Origin of the sequence: Paraflavitalea sp. CAU 1676, assembly GCF_029223285.1 — a bacterium.
GTDB lineage: Bacteria > Bacteroidota > Bacteroidia > Chitinophagales > Chitinophagaceae > Paraflavitalea.
Map to the genome: position 1 here is coordinate 114,780 of NZ_JARHUJ010000006.1, position 21,031 is coordinate 135,810.

General features: G+C 47.6%; 22 protein-coding genes. 9 read left to right on the forward strand and 13 right to left on the reverse strand.

Annotated elements, in window-relative coordinates; translation table 11 throughout:
* Window positions 1-6 precede the first annotated feature (6 nt).
* On the forward strand, window positions 7-708 hold the full coding sequence (locus P2H89_RS20115) for a response regulator transcription factor (RefSeq protein WP_275830191.1): 702 nt from the start codon (window positions 7-9) through the stop codon (window positions 706-708).
* On the opposite strand, the gene P2H89_RS20120 is transcribed toward P2H89_RS20115, so the two are convergent.
* Together P2H89_RS20120 and P2H89_RS20125 are read right to left on the reverse strand one after the other, a co-directional pair.
* The gene (locus tag P2H89_RS20120; protein ID WP_275830192.1) at window positions 709-2,463 is read right to left on the reverse strand and encodes a BatD family protein; all 1,755 of its coding nucleotides are present in this window, start codon (window positions 2,461-2,463) and stop codon (window positions 709-711) included.
* 142 nt (window positions 2,464-2,605) lie between these two features.
* Window positions 2,606-3,307, reverse strand: a complete 702-nt coding sequence (locus P2H89_RS20125; RefSeq protein WP_275830194.1) for an SDR family oxidoreductase — start codon at window positions 3,305-3,307, stop codon at window positions 2,606-2,608.
* Between the two features lie 59 nt (window positions 3,308-3,366).
* Here P2H89_RS20125 and P2H89_RS20130 point away from each other — a divergent pair, with 59 nt between their 5' ends.
* Complete coding sequence (locus P2H89_RS20130) at window positions 3,367-4,062, forward strand: YjjG family noncanonical pyrimidine nucleotidase (RefSeq protein ID WP_275830196.1); 696 nt, start codon at window positions 3,367-3,369, stop codon at window positions 4,060-4,062.
* A gap of 65 nt (window positions 4,063-4,127) precedes the next feature.
* Here P2H89_RS20130 and P2H89_RS20135 read toward each other — a convergent pair whose 3' ends face one another.
* From P2H89_RS20135 to P2H89_RS20150, 4 genes are all read right to left on the reverse strand, one after another.
* Entirely contained in the window at window positions 4,128-4,286 is a 159-nt protein-coding gene (locus tag P2H89_RS20135) for a hypothetical protein (RefSeq protein ID WP_275830197.1), read from the reverse strand.
* A gap of 68 nt (window positions 4,287-4,354) precedes the next feature.
* Window positions 4,355-5,011, reverse strand: a complete 657-nt coding sequence (locus P2H89_RS20140; RefSeq protein ID WP_275830199.1) for a phosphatidylserine decarboxylase family protein — start codon at window positions 5,009-5,011, stop codon at window positions 4,355-4,357.
* A gap of 59 nt (window positions 5,012-5,070) precedes the next feature.
* Window positions 5,071-5,946, reverse strand: coding sequence for a phosphatidate cytidylyltransferase (locus tag P2H89_RS20145; protein ID WP_275830201.1), 876 nt, complete (start codon window positions 5,944-5,946; stop codon window positions 5,071-5,073).
* A gap of 14 nt (window positions 5,947-5,960) precedes the next feature.
* Window positions 5,961-6,848: a CPBP family intramembrane glutamic endopeptidase gene (locus tag P2H89_RS20150; RefSeq protein ID WP_275830202.1), complete on the reverse strand. Its 888-nt coding sequence runs from the start codon at window positions 6,846-6,848 to the stop codon at window positions 5,961-5,963.
* Between the two features lie 113 nt (window positions 6,849-6,961).
* Here P2H89_RS20150 and dusB point away from each other — a divergent pair, with 113 nt between their 5' ends.
* Together dusB and P2H89_RS20160 are read left to right on the forward strand one after the other, a co-directional pair.
* Window positions 6,962-8,002 carry a tRNA dihydrouridine synthase DusB gene (dusB, locus tag P2H89_RS20155; protein ID WP_275830205.1) on the forward strand — a complete coding sequence of 347 codons (1,041 nt, stop codon included), beginning with the start codon at window positions 6,962-6,964 and terminating at the stop codon, window positions 8,000-8,002.
* 38 nt (window positions 8,003-8,040) lie between these two features.
* Window positions 8,041-9,000, forward strand: a complete 960-nt coding sequence (locus P2H89_RS20160) for a M28 family peptidase (protein ID WP_275830207.1) — start codon at window positions 8,041-8,043, stop codon at window positions 8,998-9,000.
* A 70-nt stretch (window positions 9,001-9,070) separates the two neighbouring features.
* Here P2H89_RS20160 and P2H89_RS20165 read toward each other — a convergent pair whose 3' ends face one another.
* From P2H89_RS20165 to P2H89_RS20175, 3 genes are all read right to left on the reverse strand, one after another.
* Complete coding sequence (locus P2H89_RS20165; RefSeq protein WP_275830209.1) at window positions 9,071-9,580, reverse strand: hypothetical protein; 510 nt, start codon at window positions 9,578-9,580, stop codon at window positions 9,071-9,073.
* A 17-nt stretch (window positions 9,581-9,597) separates the two neighbouring features.
* Window positions 9,598-10,104: a glutathione peroxidase gene (locus P2H89_RS20170; RefSeq protein WP_275830211.1), complete on the reverse strand. Its 507-nt coding sequence runs from the start codon at window positions 10,102-10,104 to the stop codon at window positions 9,598-9,600.
* A gap of 107 nt (window positions 10,105-10,211) precedes the next feature.
* Entirely contained in the window at window positions 10,212-11,621 is a 1,410-nt protein-coding gene (locus tag P2H89_RS20175) for an aldehyde dehydrogenase (RefSeq protein WP_275830213.1), read from the reverse strand.
* A 426-nt stretch (window positions 11,622-12,047) separates the two neighbouring features.
* Here P2H89_RS20175 and P2H89_RS20180 point away from each other — a divergent pair, with 426 nt between their 5' ends.
* Window positions 12,048-12,374 (forward strand): hypothetical protein, encoded by a 327-nt coding sequence (locus tag P2H89_RS20180; protein ID WP_275830215.1) that lies wholly within the window; start codon window positions 12,048-12,050, stop codon window positions 12,372-12,374.
* A gap of 49 nt (window positions 12,375-12,423) precedes the next feature.
* Here P2H89_RS20180 and P2H89_RS20185 read toward each other — a convergent pair whose 3' ends face one another.
* The 4 genes from P2H89_RS20185 to P2H89_RS20200 all read right to left on the reverse strand — a co-directional run bounded on the left by P2H89_RS20185 (window position 12,424) and on the right by P2H89_RS20200 (window position 15,869).
* Window positions 12,424-14,466, reverse strand: a complete 2,043-nt coding sequence (locus P2H89_RS20185) for a DUF3857 domain-containing protein (RefSeq protein WP_275830217.1) — start codon at window positions 14,464-14,466, stop codon at window positions 12,424-12,426.
* Window positions 14,467-14,643: 177 nt separating this feature from the next.
* Window positions 14,644-15,039, reverse strand: a complete 396-nt coding sequence (locus P2H89_RS20190) for a GreA/GreB family elongation factor (protein WP_275830219.1) — start codon at window positions 15,037-15,039, stop codon at window positions 14,644-14,646.
* A gap of 43 nt (window positions 15,040-15,082) precedes the next feature.
* Complete coding sequence (locus P2H89_RS20195; protein WP_275830221.1) at window positions 15,083-15,394, reverse strand: hypothetical protein; 312 nt, start codon at window positions 15,392-15,394, stop codon at window positions 15,083-15,085.
* A 226-nt stretch (window positions 15,395-15,620) separates the two neighbouring features.
* Window positions 15,621-15,869, reverse strand: coding sequence for a hypothetical protein (locus P2H89_RS20200; protein ID WP_275830223.1), 249 nt, complete (start codon window positions 15,867-15,869; stop codon window positions 15,621-15,623).
* Between P2H89_RS20200 and P2H89_RS20205 the strand changes: the two genes are divergently transcribed.
* The 4 genes from P2H89_RS20205 to P2H89_RS20220 all read left to right on the forward strand — a co-directional run bounded on the left by P2H89_RS20205 (window position 15,868) and on the right by P2H89_RS20220 (window position 21,021).
* Window positions 15,868-17,118, forward strand: a complete 1,251-nt coding sequence (locus P2H89_RS20205) for a serine hydrolase (protein ID WP_275830225.1) — start codon at window positions 15,868-15,870, stop codon at window positions 17,116-17,118. The genes P2H89_RS20200 and P2H89_RS20205 overlap by 2 nt on opposite strands.
* Before the next feature lie 12 nt (window positions 17,119-17,130).
* Window positions 17,131-18,984, forward strand: a complete 1,854-nt coding sequence (locus P2H89_RS20210; protein ID WP_275830227.1) for a glycoside hydrolase family 9 protein — start codon at window positions 17,131-17,133, stop codon at window positions 18,982-18,984.
* 77 nt (window positions 18,985-19,061) lie between these two features.
* Window positions 19,062-19,757, forward strand: a complete 696-nt coding sequence (locus P2H89_RS20215) for a polysaccharide deacetylase family protein (RefSeq protein WP_275831083.1) — start codon at window positions 19,062-19,064, stop codon at window positions 19,755-19,757.
* Between the two features lie 166 nt (window positions 19,758-19,923).
* Window positions 19,924-21,021, forward strand: coding sequence for a fatty acid desaturase (locus P2H89_RS20220; RefSeq protein WP_275830229.1), 1,098 nt, complete (start codon window positions 19,924-19,926; stop codon window positions 21,019-21,021).
* Window positions 21,022-21,031 lie beyond the last annotated feature (10 nt).

Here is a 21,031-nt window from a genome sequence, read left to right on the forward strand (position 1 = left end):
CCTACCATGAGTACAAGGCCGTCCATTTTGCTGGTTGAAGATGAAGAAAACCTTCATGAAGCGCTAAAACTTAACCTGGAGCTGGAAGGATATGAAGTAACCTCTGCCTTTACGGGTAGCGAAGCGCTGCAAAAGGTGCAGGATGAATACTTTGACCTGTTGATCCTCGACGTGATGTTGCCGGAGCTGGATGGCATTGCCGTTACCGAAACCATCAGGGTACAGAACAATGAAGTTCCCATCCTTATACTCAGCGCCAAGAACGCCAGCTCCGACAGGGTACTGGGGCTGAAGAAAGGAGCAGACGACTATCTGACCAAGCCCTTTAACCTGGAAGAACTGTTATTGCGTGTGCAAAAGCTGATCGATAAGAACAAGAAGATGCTGGACAAAGATTCGGTGGGTGACACTTACAGTTTTGGTGACAACGTGATCGACTTTAAAGCGCAGGAGGCGACGACCAAAGATGGGGAACGTATTCAGTTAAGCAAGAAGGAAGCTATGCTGCTGAAACTGCTGATCGAGAACAAGAACGAAGTGGTGCCCCGCGAAAAGATACTGCAAACGGTGTGGGGTTACAACGTATACCCTACTACCCGAACGATCGATAACTTCATCCTTAATTTCCGCAAATACTTCGAGGCAGACAGCCGCAATCCTGAATATTTCCACTCGGTAAGAGGGGTTGGCTATAAGTACACTGAATAGTTATGCCTGCTGCATTTGTTGCAGCAGCTCCCTGCTTTGGTAGAATATCCTTTTCATATCATCCACCTGCTCGCCCGGCGTATATAACGCCCATTCACATTCATTCAACACGGCTACAAGTCCCTGTATTGTTTCGGCAGGAATCCCTTTTGCCGATAATACCTGGGCAATATTTTGTTTATTCAAGGCCGAAGGCGTTACCAGGCATTTATCGGCTATTACCTTCCAGAGGGACTGCTGTATCTCCTGGCAAAACAATCGCTTGTTGCTTTGTTGTAAGGCATCACGAGCGGCAGACAACCTTTCGTCCGGGCTGAACTCCTTTGGCGCAGGAGGAGTCGTCTCTTCGGTTTTGGCAACGGGCGGTTTTGGCTGTCGCTTGATTTTCCGGATCTGCCACGACTGGTAAAATATCCAGCCGGCAATACCTAATACGATGGCCGCAAAGAAATACAGGTGTTTGGGAATACCTTTTTGATCGTTCATCGTAAGGCTGGTATTCCTTTCTTCCATTTCGGCTTTGCTGGCGCCTGGCAGTATCTCCATGGTTACAGGTTCGCTGGAGGCTGTTTTGTACTGTTTCAATTCCGGATCGTAGTAGGATAACTCAACAGCCGGGATGATACATTTCCCGGTGTCGGGCGCGGCAAAAGTGTATTCAAACTCTTTATTGCCTGTTAGTGGAAATACATACTTGTTCACATTTTCCCTAACGGCCGGATCGGCAGTGTCTACCCCCTTCGGCCATTGAACAGCCGGTGCCGTGAGCAGGTTAAGGTTACCAGTACCGGATATGACTACCTGTATCTTTACGAGATCACCCTGCCGGATGGGTGTTTTGGGCGCATTCACCGCCAGTGTAAATCTCCCAACTGCACCTGCGTAATGGGCAGGCTGACTATCGACAGGCACCGCCCTTATGGTCATCTCTACGGGGTCGGACTTTACAGATACCGGATAGTCAGCCGCCGTCCATCCCCCCGCTTCCGCATCCCTTTTCCGGAAATGGATCATGCCTTCCACTTCTGCGGGATCGAGGCTAAATGTTCCTTCCTGCAGCGGTATCAGTTGCACTTTACGTATTATGTTGACATAATAAGCCTTCCCTTTGTATACTTCCACCTCCTGCTTATTATCATATCCATCTACCATTTCGATCACACTGAAGCCGTTTAAGGAAGGCCGTTTGGTAACCTGCGCAGTGGTGCTCAGTCTTGAATAGGCCTTGTAAACAGCCATCACGGGCTCCCCTACGAAGCAGCTTGTTTTATTGACTTCTGTGCGCAAAAAGAAATTGCGGTGAATTTCTTCGGTTACATCCTCTCCTGGTTGCAGTTCGGTAGCCGATTCCATATCAACCTCTTCCGCAGGTGAGGGATTAGCGGATGAAAGACCGGTACGCTGTATCGTGATTTTTACTGCCTCCGACTTCATTTTCCTGCCATCTATAATGGCTACTGCTCCCGGAATGGTAAAACGTCCACTACGCCTGGGGGATAGAATGACGACTTTTGAGTAAGACTCCACCAGCTTCCTGGTTTGCCCCTGTATGAGGGTGGAGCTATGGTCTTCGAAAGAACCCTCCACCCGGAAGTCGGCAAACTCTGGTATCCGGAAATCCTGTACATTCCGGGCATTTTCAATTACGTATTGAACCTGAAATGTTTGAGGGAACTGGATGGTAGCTTCATTGACCTGGGTGTAGAATTTAACCTGCCCGTTTGCGATCTGCAATCCCAAGAGGCAAACCCACAATAGTAGAGTATGTAATTTTACGCTGATAGTGAACAGTTTTTGTGCCGGCAACTGGCCGGTAGACAAATATAAATTTTGCGGCCAAGGCTTTCCTGATTTGTTGACGTTAAATGTCAGTTAAAGGATGAGCGGTTGCAGCCGGTTATAAATCACCCAGTTGGGGCCGAAGGATGATATCCTCCACACAGGCCTGTGGTGAAAGTTGAGTAGCGGCGTAAACCATGGTAACGATATCCTTTGCTTCCATGATCCGCCTGGGGTCGACACCACTCCCAGCCCAGGAATCGGTATAGGCTGCTCCCGGATACACCGCGGTGACTTTAATACCATGAGGCTTCATTTCTTCCCGCAGGTTGCGGGAAAAACCGGCCAGCGCATATTTACTGATGCTATAAGCGCCCCCGTTGGCATAGGCCTGCAGGGATGCTATAGAACACATATTAAATATGTGACCGCTTTTCTGCTGCATCATTTGAGCGATCAGGGTGCGGGTTACATGGTAGGCGCTGAAAAGGTTTACATTCAGCATGTGTTCCAGCGTTCCTTCCGGCTCATTGTGCACGCTTCCGGGATCAAAAAGTCCGGCATTGTTGATCAATACATCTACGGGAACACCAAATCCCAGGACCCAATTACCGAAGGCCTTTGCCTGCTCTTTGACCGAGAGGTCAAAGGCATTTGCTTTTATTTGTACATCGGGATAAAACCGCATCAATTCCTCTACCGTTTTATACAGTTTCGTCTCATTACGCGAACAAATGAACAGGTTATGTCCCTGAGCAGCAAATTGTTCGGCCAATGACCTGCCAAATCCTTTGGAGGCGCCTGTGATCACTACATTCATACTTTGAAATTAGGTACACGAAGGTAGAAGATGGTCCCGAGACTTCTTATTTTTGCGAAATGAAATACCAGCACCTCTTCTTTGATCTTGATCATACCCTGTGGGACTTTGAAGCCAACAGCCGCAAAACGCTGGGTGATATTTACGAAGAACTCTCGCTGCACACGAGAGGTATTCAGGATTTTGAGCTTTTCCATAAGAATTACCTGGTACACAACGATAAATTATGGGCCCGTTACCGCAACGGGTATATCAAAGTAGATGAACTTCGGTGGAAAAGGATGTGGCTAACGTTGCTCGATTTCAAGATCGGCGATGAGAAGCTGGCGCGGCAAATGGGTGAGCGTTTCCTCGAATTGCTCCCCTCCCGTAATTTATTATTCCCGCATACGATCGAAATACTGGAGTACCTGCAAGGTAAAGGCTATCATCTGCACCTGATTACCAACGGCTTTGAAAATGTTCAACATAGCAAACTCAAGAATAGTGGTATTGATGGCTATTTTAAAGAAGTGATCACTTCTGAAGGCAGTAATAGTATCAAGCCCAATAAAGAGATTTTCGAGTATGCATTCAAACGGGCAAAAGCCCTGCCTGACCAGAGTATTATGCTGGGCGACAGCATCGAGGCCGATATCGAAGGCGCCATCAATGCCGGCATCGACCAGGTTTTTGTCAACCACCTTAATACCGAAACTACTTTACAACCCACCTATACTGTTTATCACTTGCGTGAACTGGAACAGATCTTTTAAATTAGAGATAACCCCAATAAAAAATCCCGGCCTAAGGCCGGGATCAATACATTTTTGGTAAGGGATTAAGCCTTTTTGGATTTGTTTTCCTTTTTGCAGCAGGCTTTAGCTTCTTTCTTAGAACATTTCTTGTCCTTCCCGCATTTTTTGCCACCACCTTCGTGGGCAAATGCAACACCGGATACCAGAAATGCTACCATGGCAAGCGTGATGATCTTCTTCATGTTAAGTATTTTAGACTTACTAAAGATAACAATTCGGGCCGTGACTTCCAATACCCGCGGCTTGACTATTATAAAGTGGCAAGCACTGTTACACCGCCTTTTACCACTTCATTCAGCTTTACATTCACTTTAGTGCCTACTGGCAACAACAGATCCACCCGGCTGCCGAATTTAATAAATCCATATTCGGCGCTTTGTTCTACTTTTTGCCCTACAGTGAGGTAGTTAATGATCCGTTTGGCGAGGGCGCCGGCTATTTGCTTCACGAGTATTTCGCCTTTGGTATTGCGGATCACCACGGAATGACGCTCATTTTCTGTAGAGGACTTCGGGTGCCAGGCCACCAGGTATTTCCCCTTGTGGTACTGGTTGTACACTACTTCACCAGCTACAGGATTCCTGTTCTGATGAACGTTGGCGGGGCTCATGAATACGGATATCTGCAGTCTTTTGTCTTTGAAATACTCTTCATCAAAAACCTCTTCGATAACCACCACTTTACCGTCGGCGGGGCAAATGACCAATCCCTCGCCTTTGGTGAGCTGGCGGTTCGGCACCCTGAAAAACGAAATGATGAACAACAACAGGCCCAGGGTGATAATGAAGATAAGCCAGCTGAGCCAGGGAAGGCTGTAACTGATTAGGTAAAATGAAAGGAGATTTATGACAGCAAAGATGATTGCAGTAATGAGTATGCTTTTGTATCCTTCCTTGTGTATGGTCATTGAGTATAGAGTTAAGATTGCAAATGTAATTAATTAGAAATTAAAGCCTTTTTGAAGGGCTATTTCATGAATATCATCACATAGAGCCACACAAAGGGTGTTGCGATGAGCAGCGAGTCGAACCGGTCGAGGAAGCCGCCATGGCCTGGCATCAGCGTTCCGCTGTCTTTCACATTGGCCATGCGTTTTAGTTTGCTTTCCAGGAGATCGCCGGCAGTACCTGCAATAGCCGCGATGGAAGCGATGGCGACCCAATCAATGACCCTGAAAACATCGGCCCACCAACCAATGAGAGAGATCACAATCACACAAAGGATAGCTCCGCCAATAGTTCCTTCCCAGGTTTTCTTAGGGGAAATGGCCGAGAAAGGTGTTTTGCCGATCAGGGAACCAACGATGTAAGCCATGGTATCGTTGATCCAGATGGAAAAGATGAGGCCACAAGGCAGAATGGCACCAAAATCAAGGATTCCGGGGCCTTTCCCGATCATCCCATAGCAACGAAGGTCCATCATGAGGCCCCAGCTGAGTGAAATATAAACAAGGCCGAGCCCTGAAAGCCAGATATTTTTCAACCGGATATTGCCGGCAAAAAGCAACTCGATGATAGGCAACATGAACACGCAGATAAGGCCGGCAAACCATCCAAAGGCATGAAAGGAAAAATCACCAATATTAAAGGCATTGTTGGTAAAGTATAGCATGATACACCAGCCTGCCATTCTTACGCCGTATTTGTGAAAGGGCGTTATATTGTTGTATTCAGGATCTATTTTCCCGACGAGTTTCTGGTATTCGCTCCAGCATCCAAAATGAACGATAGTAAAGAGGATAAAGAAACTCCAATGGCTCCACAGCAAACCGGCCAGCATAACCACCACGAAGATGACAGCCGTTAACGATCTTGTTTTTAGAGTAGCCAGGTTTAGTGCCATGGGTGCTAAGATAGTTAAGCTATAAATTGATTGGTAGGGGTGAGATCATCTACCCGGTACACTTTTGAAAAGGTAATGGAAGATTCGCGTTTGTAATACCAGAGGATGGCCCATACCGCTGTGCCGCTGGCGATGGCAGCCAGCAGGGGAATATCAGGATTGGTATTGACAAACTGGGGTACAAAAGAAACGGCAATGACCTGGGCGGCATTGTTTACAAAATGTGCGATGATAACGGTCCACAAACTGCCGCTATACCAGTAAAGCACTCCCAATACGACACCGAGAAACATACGGGGCAAGAATCCCTGGAACTGAAGATGCAATGCCGAAAATAGAAACCCGGTTATCAGGATGCCCACCAGGGGATTGCGGGTAAGCTCTATGAGTATACGCTGAAGGGCGCCCCGGAAGAACACTTCTTCACAAATTGCCGGCAGTAACCCAATGACAATTACATTGATCAACACATCGACGGGCTTTCTCGATTTGAAAAAGGCTTCCATTTGCCCCGAGGCCTTGTTTTCCAGTTCAACCATCGAAGAAGGCAGGCTGATCCGCTGATTCAATTCGCCGAGAAAGGACACGAATGGGAATGCCAGGATTACACACAATGCTGCCAATATGTACATATTGGTATGCTCGGCTTTCTTAAACCCTAAAAAGTACATTCGTTTGCCTGTAAAAGTGTAGACCGAATACAGAAAAGTGGGTAGAACGAACAGGATCACCGAAGAAAAGGCCTGGGCCCATTTGAGCCCGGCAACTACCTTAGGATCAGCAAGATCGATTTTATTGGCGGGAGCAGGAAAGAAGGCATTCGCTGCCACCAGTACAACGGGGAAAGCCAATAAAATAGCCAGCTGCTTCCAGGGTGATTTTATACGTAAATGGCCGATCATAAACTGGTATAAACGAATATTAGTATGTAAATTTGCCGCCGCTCCGGGCCGCAAGATACGGATACGAAGTTAATTGATCCAGAATCATATACGGTTATAGGGGCTCTTTTATTATGCCATCCATCGGTCAAATATCACTTCCGGATTTTCCATTACTCCTGGCTCCCATGGAGGATGTAAGTGATCCACCATTCCGCTTCGTATGTAAGCAGAATGGAGCCGATCTGATGTACAGCGAATTCATCTCGAGCGAGGGCCTTATCCGCGACGCTATCAAGAGCCGACAGAAGCTGGACTTTTCCGAATTTGAAAGGCCATTTGGTATTCAGATTTTTGGTGGAGATGAGGAAGCGATGGCCATGAGCGCCAGGATCGTCGATACCGTGCAGCCCGACCTGGTAGACATCAACTACGGATGCCCGGTTAAGAAGGTGGTGTGCAAAGGCGCCGGCGCAGGTGTATTAAAAGACATCGACCTGATGGTGCGCCTCACCAGTGCAGTAGTTAAATCGACCAGCCTTCCGGTGACCGTCAAGACCCGACTTGGCTGGGACGACAATTCAAAGAATATCGAAGAAGTTGCCGAACGTTTGCAGGATGTAGGCATTAAAGCGCTCACCATCCACGGACGTACCCGTGCGCAGCTGTATAAAGGAGAGGCCGACTGGTCGCTGATTGGCAAGATCAAGAACAATCCACGCATCAATATTCCCATATTCGGCAACGGAGATATCGATTCGCCTCAAAAGGCATTGGCCTATAAGAATCGATATGGAGTAGATGGCATCATGATCGGCCGGGCAGCCATCGGTTACCCATGGATCTTCCGTGAGATCAAACATTACCTTCAAACCGGAGAGATACTTCCTTTGCCGACCATTGAAGAAAGGGTAGAAGTATGTCGCACCCATTTGCAAAAATCCATTGAGTGGAAAGGCGACATCGTGGGTATATTCGAAATGCGCCGCCACTACACCAATTACCTTAAAGGACTTCCCCATATCAAAGAATACCGCACCCGCCTGGTGACCGTTAAAACCAAAGAAGAGGTGGAGGGTATTCTTGAGGAAGTGAAACAGGCATTTGCCGGCATGGTACCTGAAAGACAGGTAACAGGCTTTTCTGCCGGACAGCTGGAAGAATGCGCTTATTAATCTACGTTCCTTCCCTAACTTTATTCAAATTCTATCGTATGATGGCACGCTGCATTCGGGTGATGATTTTTTCATGCTGCATGACCTTGTTGGTGGTTTCCTGTAAACCCAGAGCAAGTAAAAATCCCGAACCCGCTAGAAGCTCCAAAACGATCGTACAGCTGGATAGCACTTCGCTTATCCATGATCTGGAATACCTGTCGTCGCCGGCTTTGGAAGGCCGGGAAACCGGATCGCCCGGCAATGCGCTGGCGCAGGCTTACATAACACGCATCTTCGACTCTTTGCAACTGCAACAGCCCAATAGCGGCAGAAAGCAGGAATTTCCGATGGGGAAGCGCGAAGAGCTTATTACCGGGACAAATCTGTTGGCCATCATTCAAGGCTCAGTTCACCCCGATCAATACCTGGTTATTTCCGCGCATTATGATCATTTGGGTGAAAAGGGAGGCAAGATCTATTTTGGCGCCGACGACAATGCTTCGGGTACGGCCTGCCTGCTGGCCCTGGCGCGGTATTTTAAACTGGTGCAGCCCCGCCACTCCATCATCCTGGCTTCTTTCGATGCGGAGGAAAAAGGGCTGGTAGGCTCTTCCTGGTTCGTACATCACCTGCCGGTTGACAGTTCACGGATCTTGCTGAATGTAAACATGGACATGGTAAGCCGCAGCGATAAGCATGAGATCTATGCCAGTGGCTTTTACCACTATCCCTTCCTGCAAAAATTCGTCGACAGCATCAAACCAATCACCCCAGTAACCGTTTCGTATGGCCACGACAAACCATCGGATGGCGCTGATGACTGGACCAATCAATCGGACCACTATCCCTTTCACAAAGCCGGGATCCCGTATATCTATTTTGGAGTGGAAGACCATCCCGATTACCACCAGCCTACGGATAGCTTTGAAAAGATCGATAAGGCATTTTACTACCAGGCATGTGAAATGATCCGGGAAACGATCACCCTGCTCGACAAGCAGCAATCATTGAAGTAGGGTAAAGCTGGAAGAGAGGCAGTACCCGCGACGTTCGTTTGCCTGCGGGTTATTTCCTGTGCGGGAGCTGTTATGCCTTGAAAGCCACCAGTTTGTCAATAAACGTTTTGGCCTTTTGCCGCGCATTGAATTCTGCGCCTGCCATAATGAGGCATTGAATCACGAGCGCAACACCCAGACCCAGCCACCAGGCTCTCTCGGGTTTTGACCGATACAGCACCACCACTATAAGCCCGGCCAACAATAATACCAGTTCGCCCGTGAGGAACGATGTGATCGTTTTATAGGCCTGCTGCATGCGAGGCAGTTCCTTTTCCTTCAACTCCTGAGGGTTCATATCAAAAGCATACACATTGCGGACGCGATGGGCATCACTTCTTTTCTGAAGTGAAATGCCGATATACAATTGAAACAATCCTATGATCAGCAAAGGCAAGGCAGCTCCTTTATAGAACTGCGTGCGAAGCAACAACCAGCAAAGAATGGCTGCTATTATCGCTACAATCCCGACAATAGCCAAAATCAGCCCAACTTGTTTTTCGGCGATAAAGTATCGTTCGATATCCGTTTTTGTGAGCATATACCAGCTTTGGTGAATTATTTGGTAATCGCTGATGTAACAACTGAACTTAACGGGGATATAGATGGGTCAAAATAATGGGTCAAAATGCCCCGCTCGTTGACGAGATATTTTGAAAAATTCCAGGACGGCGCCTGTTCATTCCAACCGTTTTGTGTTTTATGGGTCAACCAGGCAAACACGGGGTTTTGATCGGCACCTTTTACAACTATGCTTTTCTTCGCCAGTGGAAAGTTTACGCCAAAATTCACCTGGCAGAAACTGGCAATCTCTTCGTCGCTGCCTTTCTCCTGTTCCTGAAAATCATTGGCAGGGAAGCCGATGATCACCAACTTATCGCCAAACTGCTCGTGTAGCTTTTGCAGGTCGGCATACTGGTTGGTGTATCCGCAATCACTGGCAGTATTGACGAGGAGTATCTTTCTGCCCCGGAAGTTTGACAATGGCAGGGCGTTTCCACTGTTAAGCGTTACCGATAGGTCATACACAGACTGGGGGGCGGACGTACCAAATTCGTTGTGCATAGCTTTGTTGTTTTTTCCGAATAACCTCGTAATTCCCATGAAAAAAGGATATACGGCCTGAAGTATCTTTTGTCTGCCTGTCATAAAGTAGCATTCTTACTGCAAATTTACCGGATGATCCATTTAAAGAGCTTAAGTCTTCCCTTAAAAGGCGGATATTTTACATTCGGGTCGAACCAGGTAGGCGTTTTCATCACCGCTTTGCGGTGACTAAATATCTCGAAACTGCTGCGCCCATGGTAAGCGCCTGTGCCACTGGCACCACGCCCGCCAAACGGCAAATGGTGATTCGTAAGGTGCCAGCTACAATTATTGATGCAGGCCCCTCCGGAAGGCACCAGGGCCACCCAGGCCTTTTGCACGGCGCTGTTGCCTGCAAAAACATAAAAAGCCAGGGGGTTGGGATGCAGGTTGATGATAGCCCTGGCTTCGTCGCGATTGGTGAACGGGATCACAGGCAGGATGGGGCCAAAGATCTCTTCCTGCATTACAAGGGAATCGTGCGCAACGTCGGCGAGGACCGTAGGCGCCAGGAATAATTCGGCTTCGTTATAATCACCGCCCTGGATGATGCGCCCACTATTCATCAGGCTCAATAATCGCCGGAACTGTTTTGCGTTAATGATCCTGCCATAATTGTAACTATTGATCGGATCGTTGGTAAAGAATTCTACCGTCGTTTCGCGAAGTGCCTGTATGAACGGTTCATAGATTGATCTATGCACCAATACATAGTCCGGCGCCACGCACATTTGGCCTGCATTGGAGAATTTTGCCAACGCTATTCGCCGGGCTGCTACTTTAATATTTGCATCGTTTTCAACCACGCACGGACTTTTACCGCCCAGCTCCAGGGTTACAGGACTTAACTGTTCAGCCGCCATTTTGTAGATCAGTTTTCCGGTGGTAGTGCTACCCGTATAAAATACATGATCAAAGCGAAAATGCTGCATCAGCGCCGGAACGACGGATGCCCCTTCTCCCTCGGTATACAGTATATATTCTTTGGGATAGGTTTCCTCGATCATCGCTTTCATAACCGCCGAGGTAGCTGGCGCAAATTCACTGGCTTTTAACACGGTGCAATTCCCCGCTGCGATGGCCCCAACCAGGGGTGTGAGCAATAATTGCAACGGATAATTCCAGGGCCCGATGATCAATACCACACCCAGCGCCTCTCTTTGCACATAACTCGTAGAGGGCAGATTGACCAGATTGGTAGGTACCTGCTGAGGCTCCATCCATCGCCGCAGGTCTTTAAGGGTTGCATTGATCTCGCTGAGTAAAAAGCCCGTTTCCGTAACCCAGCTTTCCTCAGGGCTTTTGCGCAGGTCGGCCAATAGGGCGTCGTGCAATGCTTGCTCGTACTTAAGGAGCGCTCGTTTCAGGTGCAACAATTGTTCTTTCCGGAACTTGTAAGACCCGGTAACGCCACTTTCGAAGTAGTGGCGCATTCGAAACAGCGCTTCAGTTAACCGTTCATTACTCATGGTTATAGGTCCCTTGAAATTACTCATATTTTAAGACAAACCATGAAAAAGGGTAAACCGCCCGTGTACATGGAGGTGAGCAAGCCGGCAAGGAGTATCTCCGGTGCGGGGCATACATTAATCTGCCCGAACGGGTATTCTTAATTAAGTAGCATATAAATAGAGGAGTGTAATGGAAAAAATATGGTGAAAGCTTGGGGCCGTTTGCAGTCCCTCGCTTTCACCAACAGCATAAGTAGACTTATATATGCTTAAAAATAGTGCCAAAAATGAAAGGGCTTTTCTGCTAAATCAAACACAACGGGCGACAATGGGGAATTACTGCTACATTAGGAATGATGAAGGATTGATGGCCCAATAACAATCTTGTGATACTCAACCATTAATTGAAAAGGCACCAGATACATCACCGCAACGGCGAATGTTTTGCTTACACAGGAATAAACACTGAACATGAAAATAAAATCATTTTTATTAGCTATCATCCTGCTGATAACAGCCAGCACCCTGCAGGCCAATACCCTTACAAATGGATTTGACAAAGAAAGAATTGCCAGGATGACGGAAGAAGAAAAGAAAGCGAGAGCCGAAGAGATCAGGCTTCGGGTTGAAACGATCCGCGACATGGACCGTTCTTCTTTATCCCGGGCCGAGCGCAAAGCGTTACGTCATGAAGTGAGGGATTTGAACAAGGAAGCCCGTGCTATCGGCAGGGGTGGAATTTACATTTCACTAACAGGCATCCTGATCATCATCCTGATACTGATCCTCGTCCTTTAGAACGAAAGGCATTGGCTTTACTCAAACACAAAGGCGTCGATCGGTAGGATCACCGCCTTTGTGTCCACCATAATATAGAACCGCTGATCAACAGCACAGCGATGATGATGTATCCGGTATTGCCTCCGCCTTTGGACTTTTCCTTCGGGCTATTTCCCGTAACTGAGTCATCCAGCTTACTCACGCTATAACTTGAATTGTCTTCATATGTAGCATATTCCGCAAAGAATGATTTTGCCTCCGAAGGAAGTACGTGGTCTTTAAGGCTTTCGTACTCATATTTCAACTTCAGTTTTCGGCCACCATAAACTGCCTGGGCACGCATGGTAAAGGCGGCACATTTCATATCCTCCATCATTTCAGAAAAGTTCCAATCTTCGGGCAGGTTAACAATCACTTCCTCATGATACCTCGCAGGAAAAGCCACGTAAAAGGGCATTTTCCTTTCTTTATCCTTTGGTTGTTTAAGTACGCCGCTGATCACAAAGGGAGAAAAATACACCCTCTTTTGGCCATCTTCTTTCTGCCAGAAATCTTTGATCGTATAGTATTCCCAGGTGGTAAATTTGCCTGTTTGGTCATTATCGGTATAGGTAAGGCTATCGATCGTTGCCTTTTCAAAGAACCCGGTATAAAAAGTCTGAAATGTTTTACGCATCTCAAACAGGCTGTTGCTGTTAAAATCCTCCCTTACATCGTCGGCAAAAGAACCGGAATAAGTTGTGCGAACCACCAGGCGTGCGCCGCCCGACATATCTGGTATCGAAAACTCTTCTTTGATATCTACCAGCCCTTTATTGTTTTGAGGTGGGATTGCCGTTAGCCCGTTTGTACTGTCGGAGATCACCAGGCCAAATTGATAGTCGGGATAGGTAATATCTTTCAATTTCCCTCTTTGATAAGCTATTGTAGGATCAAACCAATAAGTCTGGCCATTAAACCGCATACATACCGTTGCATGGTCAAAGGCCTTCGGTGAAGGCAACCAGTCTTTGATCGACCTTCGGTAAGAGGCGTTGATCAATACAGGAAAGGCTTCCACACCCAAATCTCTTAACATGGTACACAACAAGTAGCTTTTGTCTTTGCAATCGCCAAAACGCTGCGCCATTACTTTATCTGGATGATGGGGTTTATGCGAGCGTTCACCCATTTCTATGCCGAGGTATCGCACATCATCCTGTACAAAACGCAGGGCAGCCAATATTCGCCGCTCCATAGAAGTATCGGTAAGCCTGATCTCTTCCATTTTCTTCCGTAAAGCAGGGGTTGCCTGTTTATCAAAAGGGAACAGTCTCTTTGCCCAGTCACTCACCTCCCGCCATTCTTTGTATTCGCTAACGATCACCATGGCATATGGATCATACCATACAGGCAGGTAATCTTCCAGACGCAGCGCAGCCAATTTCTCCTGCTTCCATTCGTAAATGGTTTCGCTGCCAACCTCAGTTTTGGCGTACTGAACATCAGACAAACTGTTCCTGATGTTCAGCTCCCGTCCTTTCGGCATTATTACCCGGTAATTAAGCTGATACATGGGAATGCTGAAGGCGGTAGCAAACATGTCGGCATACCTACCCTGGAATACCGGATTGAAACCCTGGATGGAATAGCTGTACTCGACTATGTCGCCTTTTCGCACATCCTCCAAAAAAAGGACTGCCGACAGACTACCATTGTAGAGGTAGCGGTTGAGTTCGGTTTCCTGTTGGATAGTTTTGATACGATCGATCTGCAATTTGTTGATCAATTCGCCTTTTCGGATGATCCGGATGGTGTGAAAGGCTAAGGCGCTATAGGATGGATCGAAATCAATATTGATCTCGGAGGCATTCTGGACGCCCGACTCGGATATGATGCGGTAGGCACGTTTAATGTAGGTGGTTTGGCGCGCTACGGATACTTGTTTATCGAACAGGAGGTTTACATAGCCGCCTTCAGCATCCTCATCAAGTTGTGTATTGGAATATACGGGAGTGTGTATGGCAACCCAAATTGGCTCCTTCTCTACATGTGGTTTCCTGGATTGCGCCAGGGTTCGGGTTACGGGTAACAGGCTGATCAACAAAATAGCCCTTAAAAACGGGTTCATGATTACGTGGGGTTAAATAGACCTCCAAAATAATCATTTCCCGGTACTTTCACGAGCGCCCACAAACTGACTTCCTGTTTTTGCGATCCAAGAGTCGCAAACAGAGATAAATTGAACGGAAACAGACAAAAAAAGACGGGGCAGCTGGCGCCACCCCGTTTGGGGGTCATCATAGAACTATTCGTTTATTACTTCTAAAATGGTGAAAGTTCGCTTACCCGCAGGCACCTGCCAACTAACCCGGTGTCCCTTCCGGAAACCGATCAATGCGGCGCCTACCGGCGCCACCACAGATATTTTCCGTTCTTTCATATCGGCTTTATCCGGCATTACGAGCATTAGCTCCATCACCTCCTCTCTCCCATCGGCTTTGATCTTGACCCTGGAGTTCAGGCGCACTGTATCGGAAGGAAATTCATCCTTATCAACCAGCCTCGCTCGTTTCAATTCAGCTTGCAGATCCAGCGCGCTTTTCCGCTCAACCTGGGTGTTGCCATACCAATTGTTTAAATAGGAGGTCAACAATTTATAGTCATCCAGCCGGAGCACCAGCTGAGTATTTGTCGTTTGCATGTATTTCTTTTTTGTCGTTCACAATTCAGGTAAACCTGTTGGCTTACCTGCCTTTCATAAAAATGCGATAGCGCACGTAGGCCGATCTATGGCGCTGTCCACGCCATTGTTCATCCAATTCCGGTTCAATCGAATAACGCGTTGAGCGCGGTACACGGGTTCGCACTGACGGAGCGCGATCCCTTCTTTTGGGAAGCTTGCTGATCACGCCCATCAACAAGGGAAGCGTGATCAATAAAAGCCAATAGTATTGAGCGCTGGATACAAATCCATATTTAATAATGACACCATTCAGTATCATCAGCAGTACGAGGTACAGGCTATCGCCTTCGCCCGACTTATTTTTCTTCGCCATAACTGGTAGTGTTTAAGTCAGCGTAACCCCGGCATGTATAGCATACACCAAACACCACCTATTATGATGGTTTGTTTTGTGGAATGCACCGGCTACTAACCCGGGCCGGTAACAGACATGCCAGCATTACCAATGAATGATGTGATACAGGTGTAAACTGATCACCGCCAATAAATAATCTTAGGAAGTACCTAACCCCAGCCTGGGTAGCAGAAAAGGCCGGGGACTAATTATGAAAGTCCTTACAGGTGGGAAAATAATTCGACTTCTTACCGAAATTAAAGCGCAGGCTCGCACAAAGCGTTTGTGCTTCAAGCAATTGCTGCTTGCAGAATTGAGCCGATATATGTTTCAATGCGCCTGACATGTTATAAAGATAACAAAAATAGATCAAAGGCGGCAGATAACCGGCACACCCGCTTCCATTGATGTTAAAATCACTATAAAAGACGATCGTTTCGTATCTTTTGCACATGAAACGCGTTTTTGCAACCTGCACCTTCCTACTGGCAATTATTTTCGCGACCGGCCAGCAAAAAACCGATCCCTGGCTTGAACAGCTTCTTCGGCAAAAGGCTTCTCCGGCCTTGCTCAATGTTTTAAATAAACCCGATAGCTTTCAATATCAACTCATCTATACCCGCATCGACCGCGATAAAAATAACCGCCCCCAACTCAAACATTTTTTTCTCCATGTCGATAAGGACCGGTATTTCAATCCTGCCTCTATGGTAAAAATGCCGACTGCTTTCTGTGCCCTGGAAAAGCTGAATGAAATGAGCAAGGCCGGCGTAAACAAGTATACCACCATGTTTATCGACAGCAGCTTCGATAAACAAAGCAAAGTTTGGAGCGACACTTCCGCTGTCAGCGGATTTCCATCGGTAGCTCAATACATCCGCAAGATCTTTCTCGTGAGCGACAATGATGCCTACAATCGCCTGTACGAATTCGTTGGCCAGCAAACACTCAATGAAAAATTATGGCAAAAGGGCTACAAAGACAGCCGCATCACCAGGCGTTTCGTATCGATGAATGAGGAGCAGAACCGGCACACGAACGCCATACGATTTATGGAGGACGGCCGGTTGCTGTATGAGCAGGCCGAAGCCTACAACTCCGTTCCATTCAACTTTAGCAAGCAGCTGCTCATAGGGCAGGGGCATCTAAACCGCAACGATAGCCTTATCAAGGCACCGATGGATTTTACTACTCATAACAATATGCCGCTTGAAGATCTTCAACAGATCGCGCAGTCGGTGTTGTTCCCCGAGACGGTGAAGCCCGAACAACGATTTAACCTAACGCCCGAAGATTACCAATTCCTGTACAGGTATATGTCCGAACTGCCATACGAAAGCAAACATCCCCGTTACGACACCACGGAGTTTTTTGAAAGCTATACAAAGTTCTTTTTCTTCAAAGCGGGCAGGGGCAGGATCCCTGCCAATATCAGGGCGTTCAACAAAACCGGCTGGTCGTACGGATTTCTCACCGATGTGAGTTATATCGTCGACTTCAAAAACCAGGTTGAGTTTATGCTGAGTGGAGTGATCTATACAAATAGCGATGGCATCCTTAATGATAATAAATACGAATATGAAGAGGTAGGCTATCCCTGGTTTAAAGAAACCGGACAGATATTATACCAGTACGAACTCGACCGTCCGAGAAAATACAAGCCCAACCTGAAGAAGTTTCAATTGAATTACGAGGACCAATAAATGAGCTACGCCATGATGAAGAAGTTCTATTCAAATAAACGCGTTGCACTGACTGCAATAGCCTGCATTGCCTTGCTCTCCTTTACATCGCCCGCAAGCGATGCCAGATCATGGATACGAATCAATTTATTGGGTTATTTGCCCGAAAACTCCAAAACAGCTATCTGGTGCGGTAAGCAGGATCAGATCATCACCTCCTTTTATGTAATCGAGGTCTCGACGGGCGCTACGGTTATGAAAGGTAATACGGGCCCGGCCTATGGCGCCTACGGCCCCTTTGCCCAAACCTATAGATTGAATTTCTCACGGCTAAAGCGGCCAGGTCGCTACATCATAAAAGCAGGCGACGCCATTTCTCCTGAGTTTGTCATTGGCGAAGATGTATACAAAGGGGCTGCCGATTTTTGCTTGCGGTATATGCGCCAGCAACGGAGCGGATTTAACCCCTTCCTGAAAGACTCCTGCCATACCCATGACGGCTATACCATGTATGGCCCCATGCCCGATAGCACACATATCGATGCATCCGGTGGCTGGCACGATGCCTCTGACTATTTACAATATGTTGCCACCTCAGCCAATGCAACCTGGCACTTGCTTGCCGCCTGGCGAGACTTCCCGGAGGTATTTGGAGATACTCATCAAGCTAATGGACTGGCCGGCAAAAACAACCGCGCAGATGTGCTGGATGAAGCCAAGTGGGGCCTCGATTGGCTACTGAAGATGCACCCGCGCGAGGACTGGATGTTCAACCAACTCGGCGACGACCGCGACCATGCGGGCATGCGCATACCCAAAGAAGACAGCTTTTACGGAAAGGGCTACGAGCGCCCCGTATATTTTGCTACCGGGCAACCACAAGGCCTGCTGAAGTATAAAAACAGGGCAACCGGCGTAGCATCAACGGCAGGCAAATTTGCCAGCGCTTTTGCCCTTGGCTATCAAACCATAACAAACGAAGACCAGGCCTACAAAGATCTCCTGTATCAAAGAGCCCTATCGGCCCACAAACTAGGCGTACAAAAACCCGGTGTTTGTCAAACCGCTCCGGGACGCTCCCCTTATTTCTATGAAGAGGATAACTGGACCGACGATATGGAACTTGCCACAGCCAGCCTCCATCAAATGCAACAAGCTAAAACCAGCCAGCCCGACGAGGCATTGCTGAAGACGGCCCTGCAATATGCCCGCGTAGAAAAATTAACTCCCTGGCTGGGGGGCGATACTGCCCGGCATTATCAATGGTACCCGTTTATCAACCTGGGTCATTTCGAATTGGCCAAACAATCGGAAGGCAGGCAGAAAAAAGAGTTGATCGGCTATTATAAACAGGGTATTGAAAAGGTATGGCAGAAGGCGGGCAAAAACGCCTTCCTGCGTGGCATTCCCTTTATCTGGTGCAGTAACAACCTCACCACCTCCTTTGCCATTCAATGCTATTGGTACAGGAACCTCACCGGCGACGATCAATACCTCCAGCTTGAACAGGCCAATTTCGATTGGTTATTAGGCTGCAACCCCTGGGGCACCAGCATGGTTTACGGATTGCCGGCAACCGGCGACACACCATCTGACCCACATTCGGCATTTACACACCTTAGGCAATACCCCATCGACGGCGGCCTCGTGGACGGCCCCGTATATGGAAACATTTACAAGAACCTGATCGGCATTACGCTCAACGAACCCGACGAATATGCGGCATTCCAAAGCGACCTGGTGGTTTACCATGACGACTACGGTGACTATAGCACCAATGAGCCCACTATGGATGGCACTGCTTCCCTGGTCTATTTATTCGCTGCCAAGGAACAACACAGGCCTACCCAGCCCCCGCAAACAGGTAAACCTGAAAAAAAAAAGTAAAGCCGACAAGTTACTCCGCTCCCGATAAAGGGTCCAGCATCGGTATCAGCGCTGCCCGGATTCCTACAAACAAGCCTATAACCCGGGGAGATACCAATAGTAAACAAATAGCCCTGGTATTTACCGGCGACGAGTTCGGAGACGGCGGACCCGCCATCATGAGCACCTTGGAGAAAAAAGGCATTAAGGCCTCCTTCTTTCTCACGGGGCGGTTCTATCGCAACGCCGCCCATGAATCAACCATTAAACAGTTAAAAGCAAATGGCCACTACCTTGGAGCCCATAGCGATCAACACTTATTATATTGCGATTGGAAACGAAGGGATAGTTTGCTCGTCAGCTATGAACAATTTGCAGACGACCTCAGACGCAATTATGAAGTCATGCAGGCATTTGGTGTCGGGGCGGCCGACGCCCATTACTTCCTGCCGCCCTACGAATGGTACAATGACAGCATCGTATCCTGGACAAAACAACAAGGTTTTCAACTCATTAACTACACACCCGGAACCGTTAGCCATGCCGACTACACCACTCCGGACCTTAAAAACTACCGCAGCAGCGACCAGATCCTCCAATCTATCTATTCCTATGACCAATCCTCTTCCAACGGTCTCAACGGCTTTATCCTGCTTATGCATATAGGTACCGCGCCGCAAAGGATCGACAAACTGTACAATCGCCTGAATGAATTAATTGAACACCTCACGGGTTCGGGATATCAACTGGTTCGCGTAGATCAACTCCTTGCCAAAAAGCAAACGCCCCCATAACTGCCTTGTTTCGCAAAGACAGGCCAAATTTTTTACCGTAAATCATTGAACAATATCAACCCGTTGTAGTTTTGCATTGACACCTGCCGTATACCTGCCCGGTCAGCACTTTTAACCCCAGCCCACTCAATTTGTAAGATTGGATTTGATTTAAAAGTGTAACATCATGGAAAAGGTATCTAGGCCTCAATACACGAAGAGTGGCCATGAAGCGATCTTTCACCAGTTGCGCCAGGAAGTAGGTACACTTGTAGCTCAACTGGAGCCAAAACGAAAGCCCGGTATAATGCTCAAGGCATTATTGTTCCCCATTTTGTATATACTTGTCTACACCTCCATCCTGCTCTGGGGGAATAATCCCGTGGTACTTTACGCCGGTTATATTGGCCTCGGCGTATTGCTGGTCGTTATATTCCTGAACATAATTCACGACGCCGTACACGGTACAGTATTCCGGAGCAAGCAACTCAACGAGTGGTATGTGTATCTCTTCGATCTGATGGGCGCCAACAGTTACACCTGGCGAATGCGACACGTCAGGTTTCATCATAACTACCCCAACGTAAGCGGATGGGATACCGACATCGAACAAAGCAAACTGGCCCGCATTTTTCCTTCAGATGAAAGTCTCCGGGTACACAGGTTTCAACATATTTACCTTCCATTGCTCTACCCCCTCTATTTGTTAAACTGGCTGCTGATACGGGATTTCCGGGATTTTTTTGACAAGAACAGGACCATCTGTAAACTAACCACCATCCCACGAAAGGAATACCTCAAATTATTCTTATTCAAAGGCCTCTTTCTTTTCTACCTGATTGTATTGCCCCTCTTATTATTGAATGTTGGCTGGGGCAGGACCCTGACCGGCTTTCTGCTAATGATGTTTACCGCCAGCATTTTCTCGCTGATCGTATTACTGAGTCCCCATGCTAATACCAGCTCGGAATTTCCTGAACCCGACCACAACAACCAGCTTCCTTACAACTGGATGATGCATATGTTGAAGACTACCAATGATGTGCAATCGGATAATTGGTTCACCCGGTCCTGCATGGGCTGCTTCAACTTTCACGTGGTGCACCACCTGTTCCCGAACGTAAACCATGTATATTATCCTGAAGTAACCAGCCTGTTGAAGCAATATGCGGCACGCTATGATCTACCCTACAGGTCATTTCCTTTGGGCTCATCGCTAAAGAAGCATTTTCTGCTCCTCAAGCGAAATGGAGAAGCGGAAGACATATTTGAAGAGACCATGTAACTGCAAGTCG

Coding starts and splice junctions, on each gene's coding strand:
- P2H89_RS20115 (WP_275830191.1), top strand. CDS start 7: ATGAGTACAAGGCCGTCCATTTTGCTGGTTGAAGATGAAGAAAACCTT.
- P2H89_RS20125 (WP_275830194.1), bottom strand. CDS start 3,307: ATGAATGTAGTGATCACAGGCGCCTCCAAAGGATTTGGCAGGTCATTG.
- P2H89_RS20130 (WP_275830196.1), top strand. CDS start 3,367: ATGAAATACCAGCACCTCTTCTTTGATCTTGATCATACCCTGTGGGAC.
- P2H89_RS20135 (WP_275830197.1), bottom strand. CDS start 4,286: ATGAAGAAGATCATCACGCTTGCCATGGTAGCATTTCTGGTATCCGGT.
- P2H89_RS20140 (WP_275830199.1), bottom strand. CDS start 5,011: ATGACCATACACAAGGAAGGATACAAAAGCATACTCATTACTGCAATC.
- P2H89_RS20145 (WP_275830201.1), bottom strand. CDS start 5,946: ATGGCACTAAACCTGGCTACTCTAAAAACAAGATCGTTAACGGCTGTC.
- P2H89_RS20150 (WP_275830202.1), bottom strand. CDS start 6,848: ATGATCGGCCATTTACGTATAAAATCACCCTGGAAGCAGCTGGCTATT.
- dusB (WP_275830205.1), top strand. CDS start 6,962: ATGCCATCCATCGGTCAAATATCACTTCCGGATTTTCCATTACTCCTG.
- P2H89_RS20160 (WP_275830207.1), top strand. CDS start 8,041: ATGATGGCACGCTGCATTCGGGTGATGATTTTTTCATGCTGCATGACC.
- P2H89_RS20165 (WP_275830209.1), bottom strand. CDS start 9,580: ATGCTCACAAAAACGGATATCGAACGATACTTTATCGCCGAAAAACAA.
- P2H89_RS20170 (WP_275830211.1), bottom strand. CDS start 10,104: ATGCACAACGAATTTGGTACGTCCGCCCCCCAGTCTGTGTATGACCTA.
- P2H89_RS20175 (WP_275830213.1), bottom strand. CDS start 11,621: ATGAGTAATTTCAAGGGACCTATAACCATGAGTAATGAACGGTTAACT.
- P2H89_RS20180 (WP_275830215.1), top strand. CDS start 12,048: ATGAAAATAAAATCATTTTTATTAGCTATCATCCTGCTGATAACAGCC.
- P2H89_RS20185 (WP_275830217.1), bottom strand. CDS start 14,466: ATGAACCCGTTTTTAAGGGCTATTTTGTTGATCAGCCTGTTACCCGTA.
- P2H89_RS20190 (WP_275830219.1), bottom strand. CDS start 15,039: ATGCAAACGACAAATACTCAGCTGGTGCTCCGGCTGGATGACTATAAA.
- P2H89_RS20195 (WP_275830221.1), bottom strand. CDS start 15,394: ATGGCGAAGAAAAATAAGTCGGGCGAAGGCGATAGCCTGTACCTCGTA.
- P2H89_RS20205 (WP_275830225.1), top strand. CDS start 15,868: ATGAAACGCGTTTTTGCAACCTGCACCTTCCTACTGGCAATTATTTTC.
- P2H89_RS20200 (WP_275830223.1), bottom strand. CDS start 15,869: ATGTGCAAAAGATACGAAACGATCGTCTTTTATAGTGATTTTAACATC.
- P2H89_RS20210 (WP_275830227.1), top strand. CDS start 17,131: ATGATGAAGAAGTTCTATTCAAATAAACGCGTTGCACTGACTGCAATA.
- P2H89_RS20220 (WP_275830229.1), top strand. CDS start 19,924: ATGGAAAAGGTATCTAGGCCTCAATACACGAAGAGTGGCCATGAAGCG.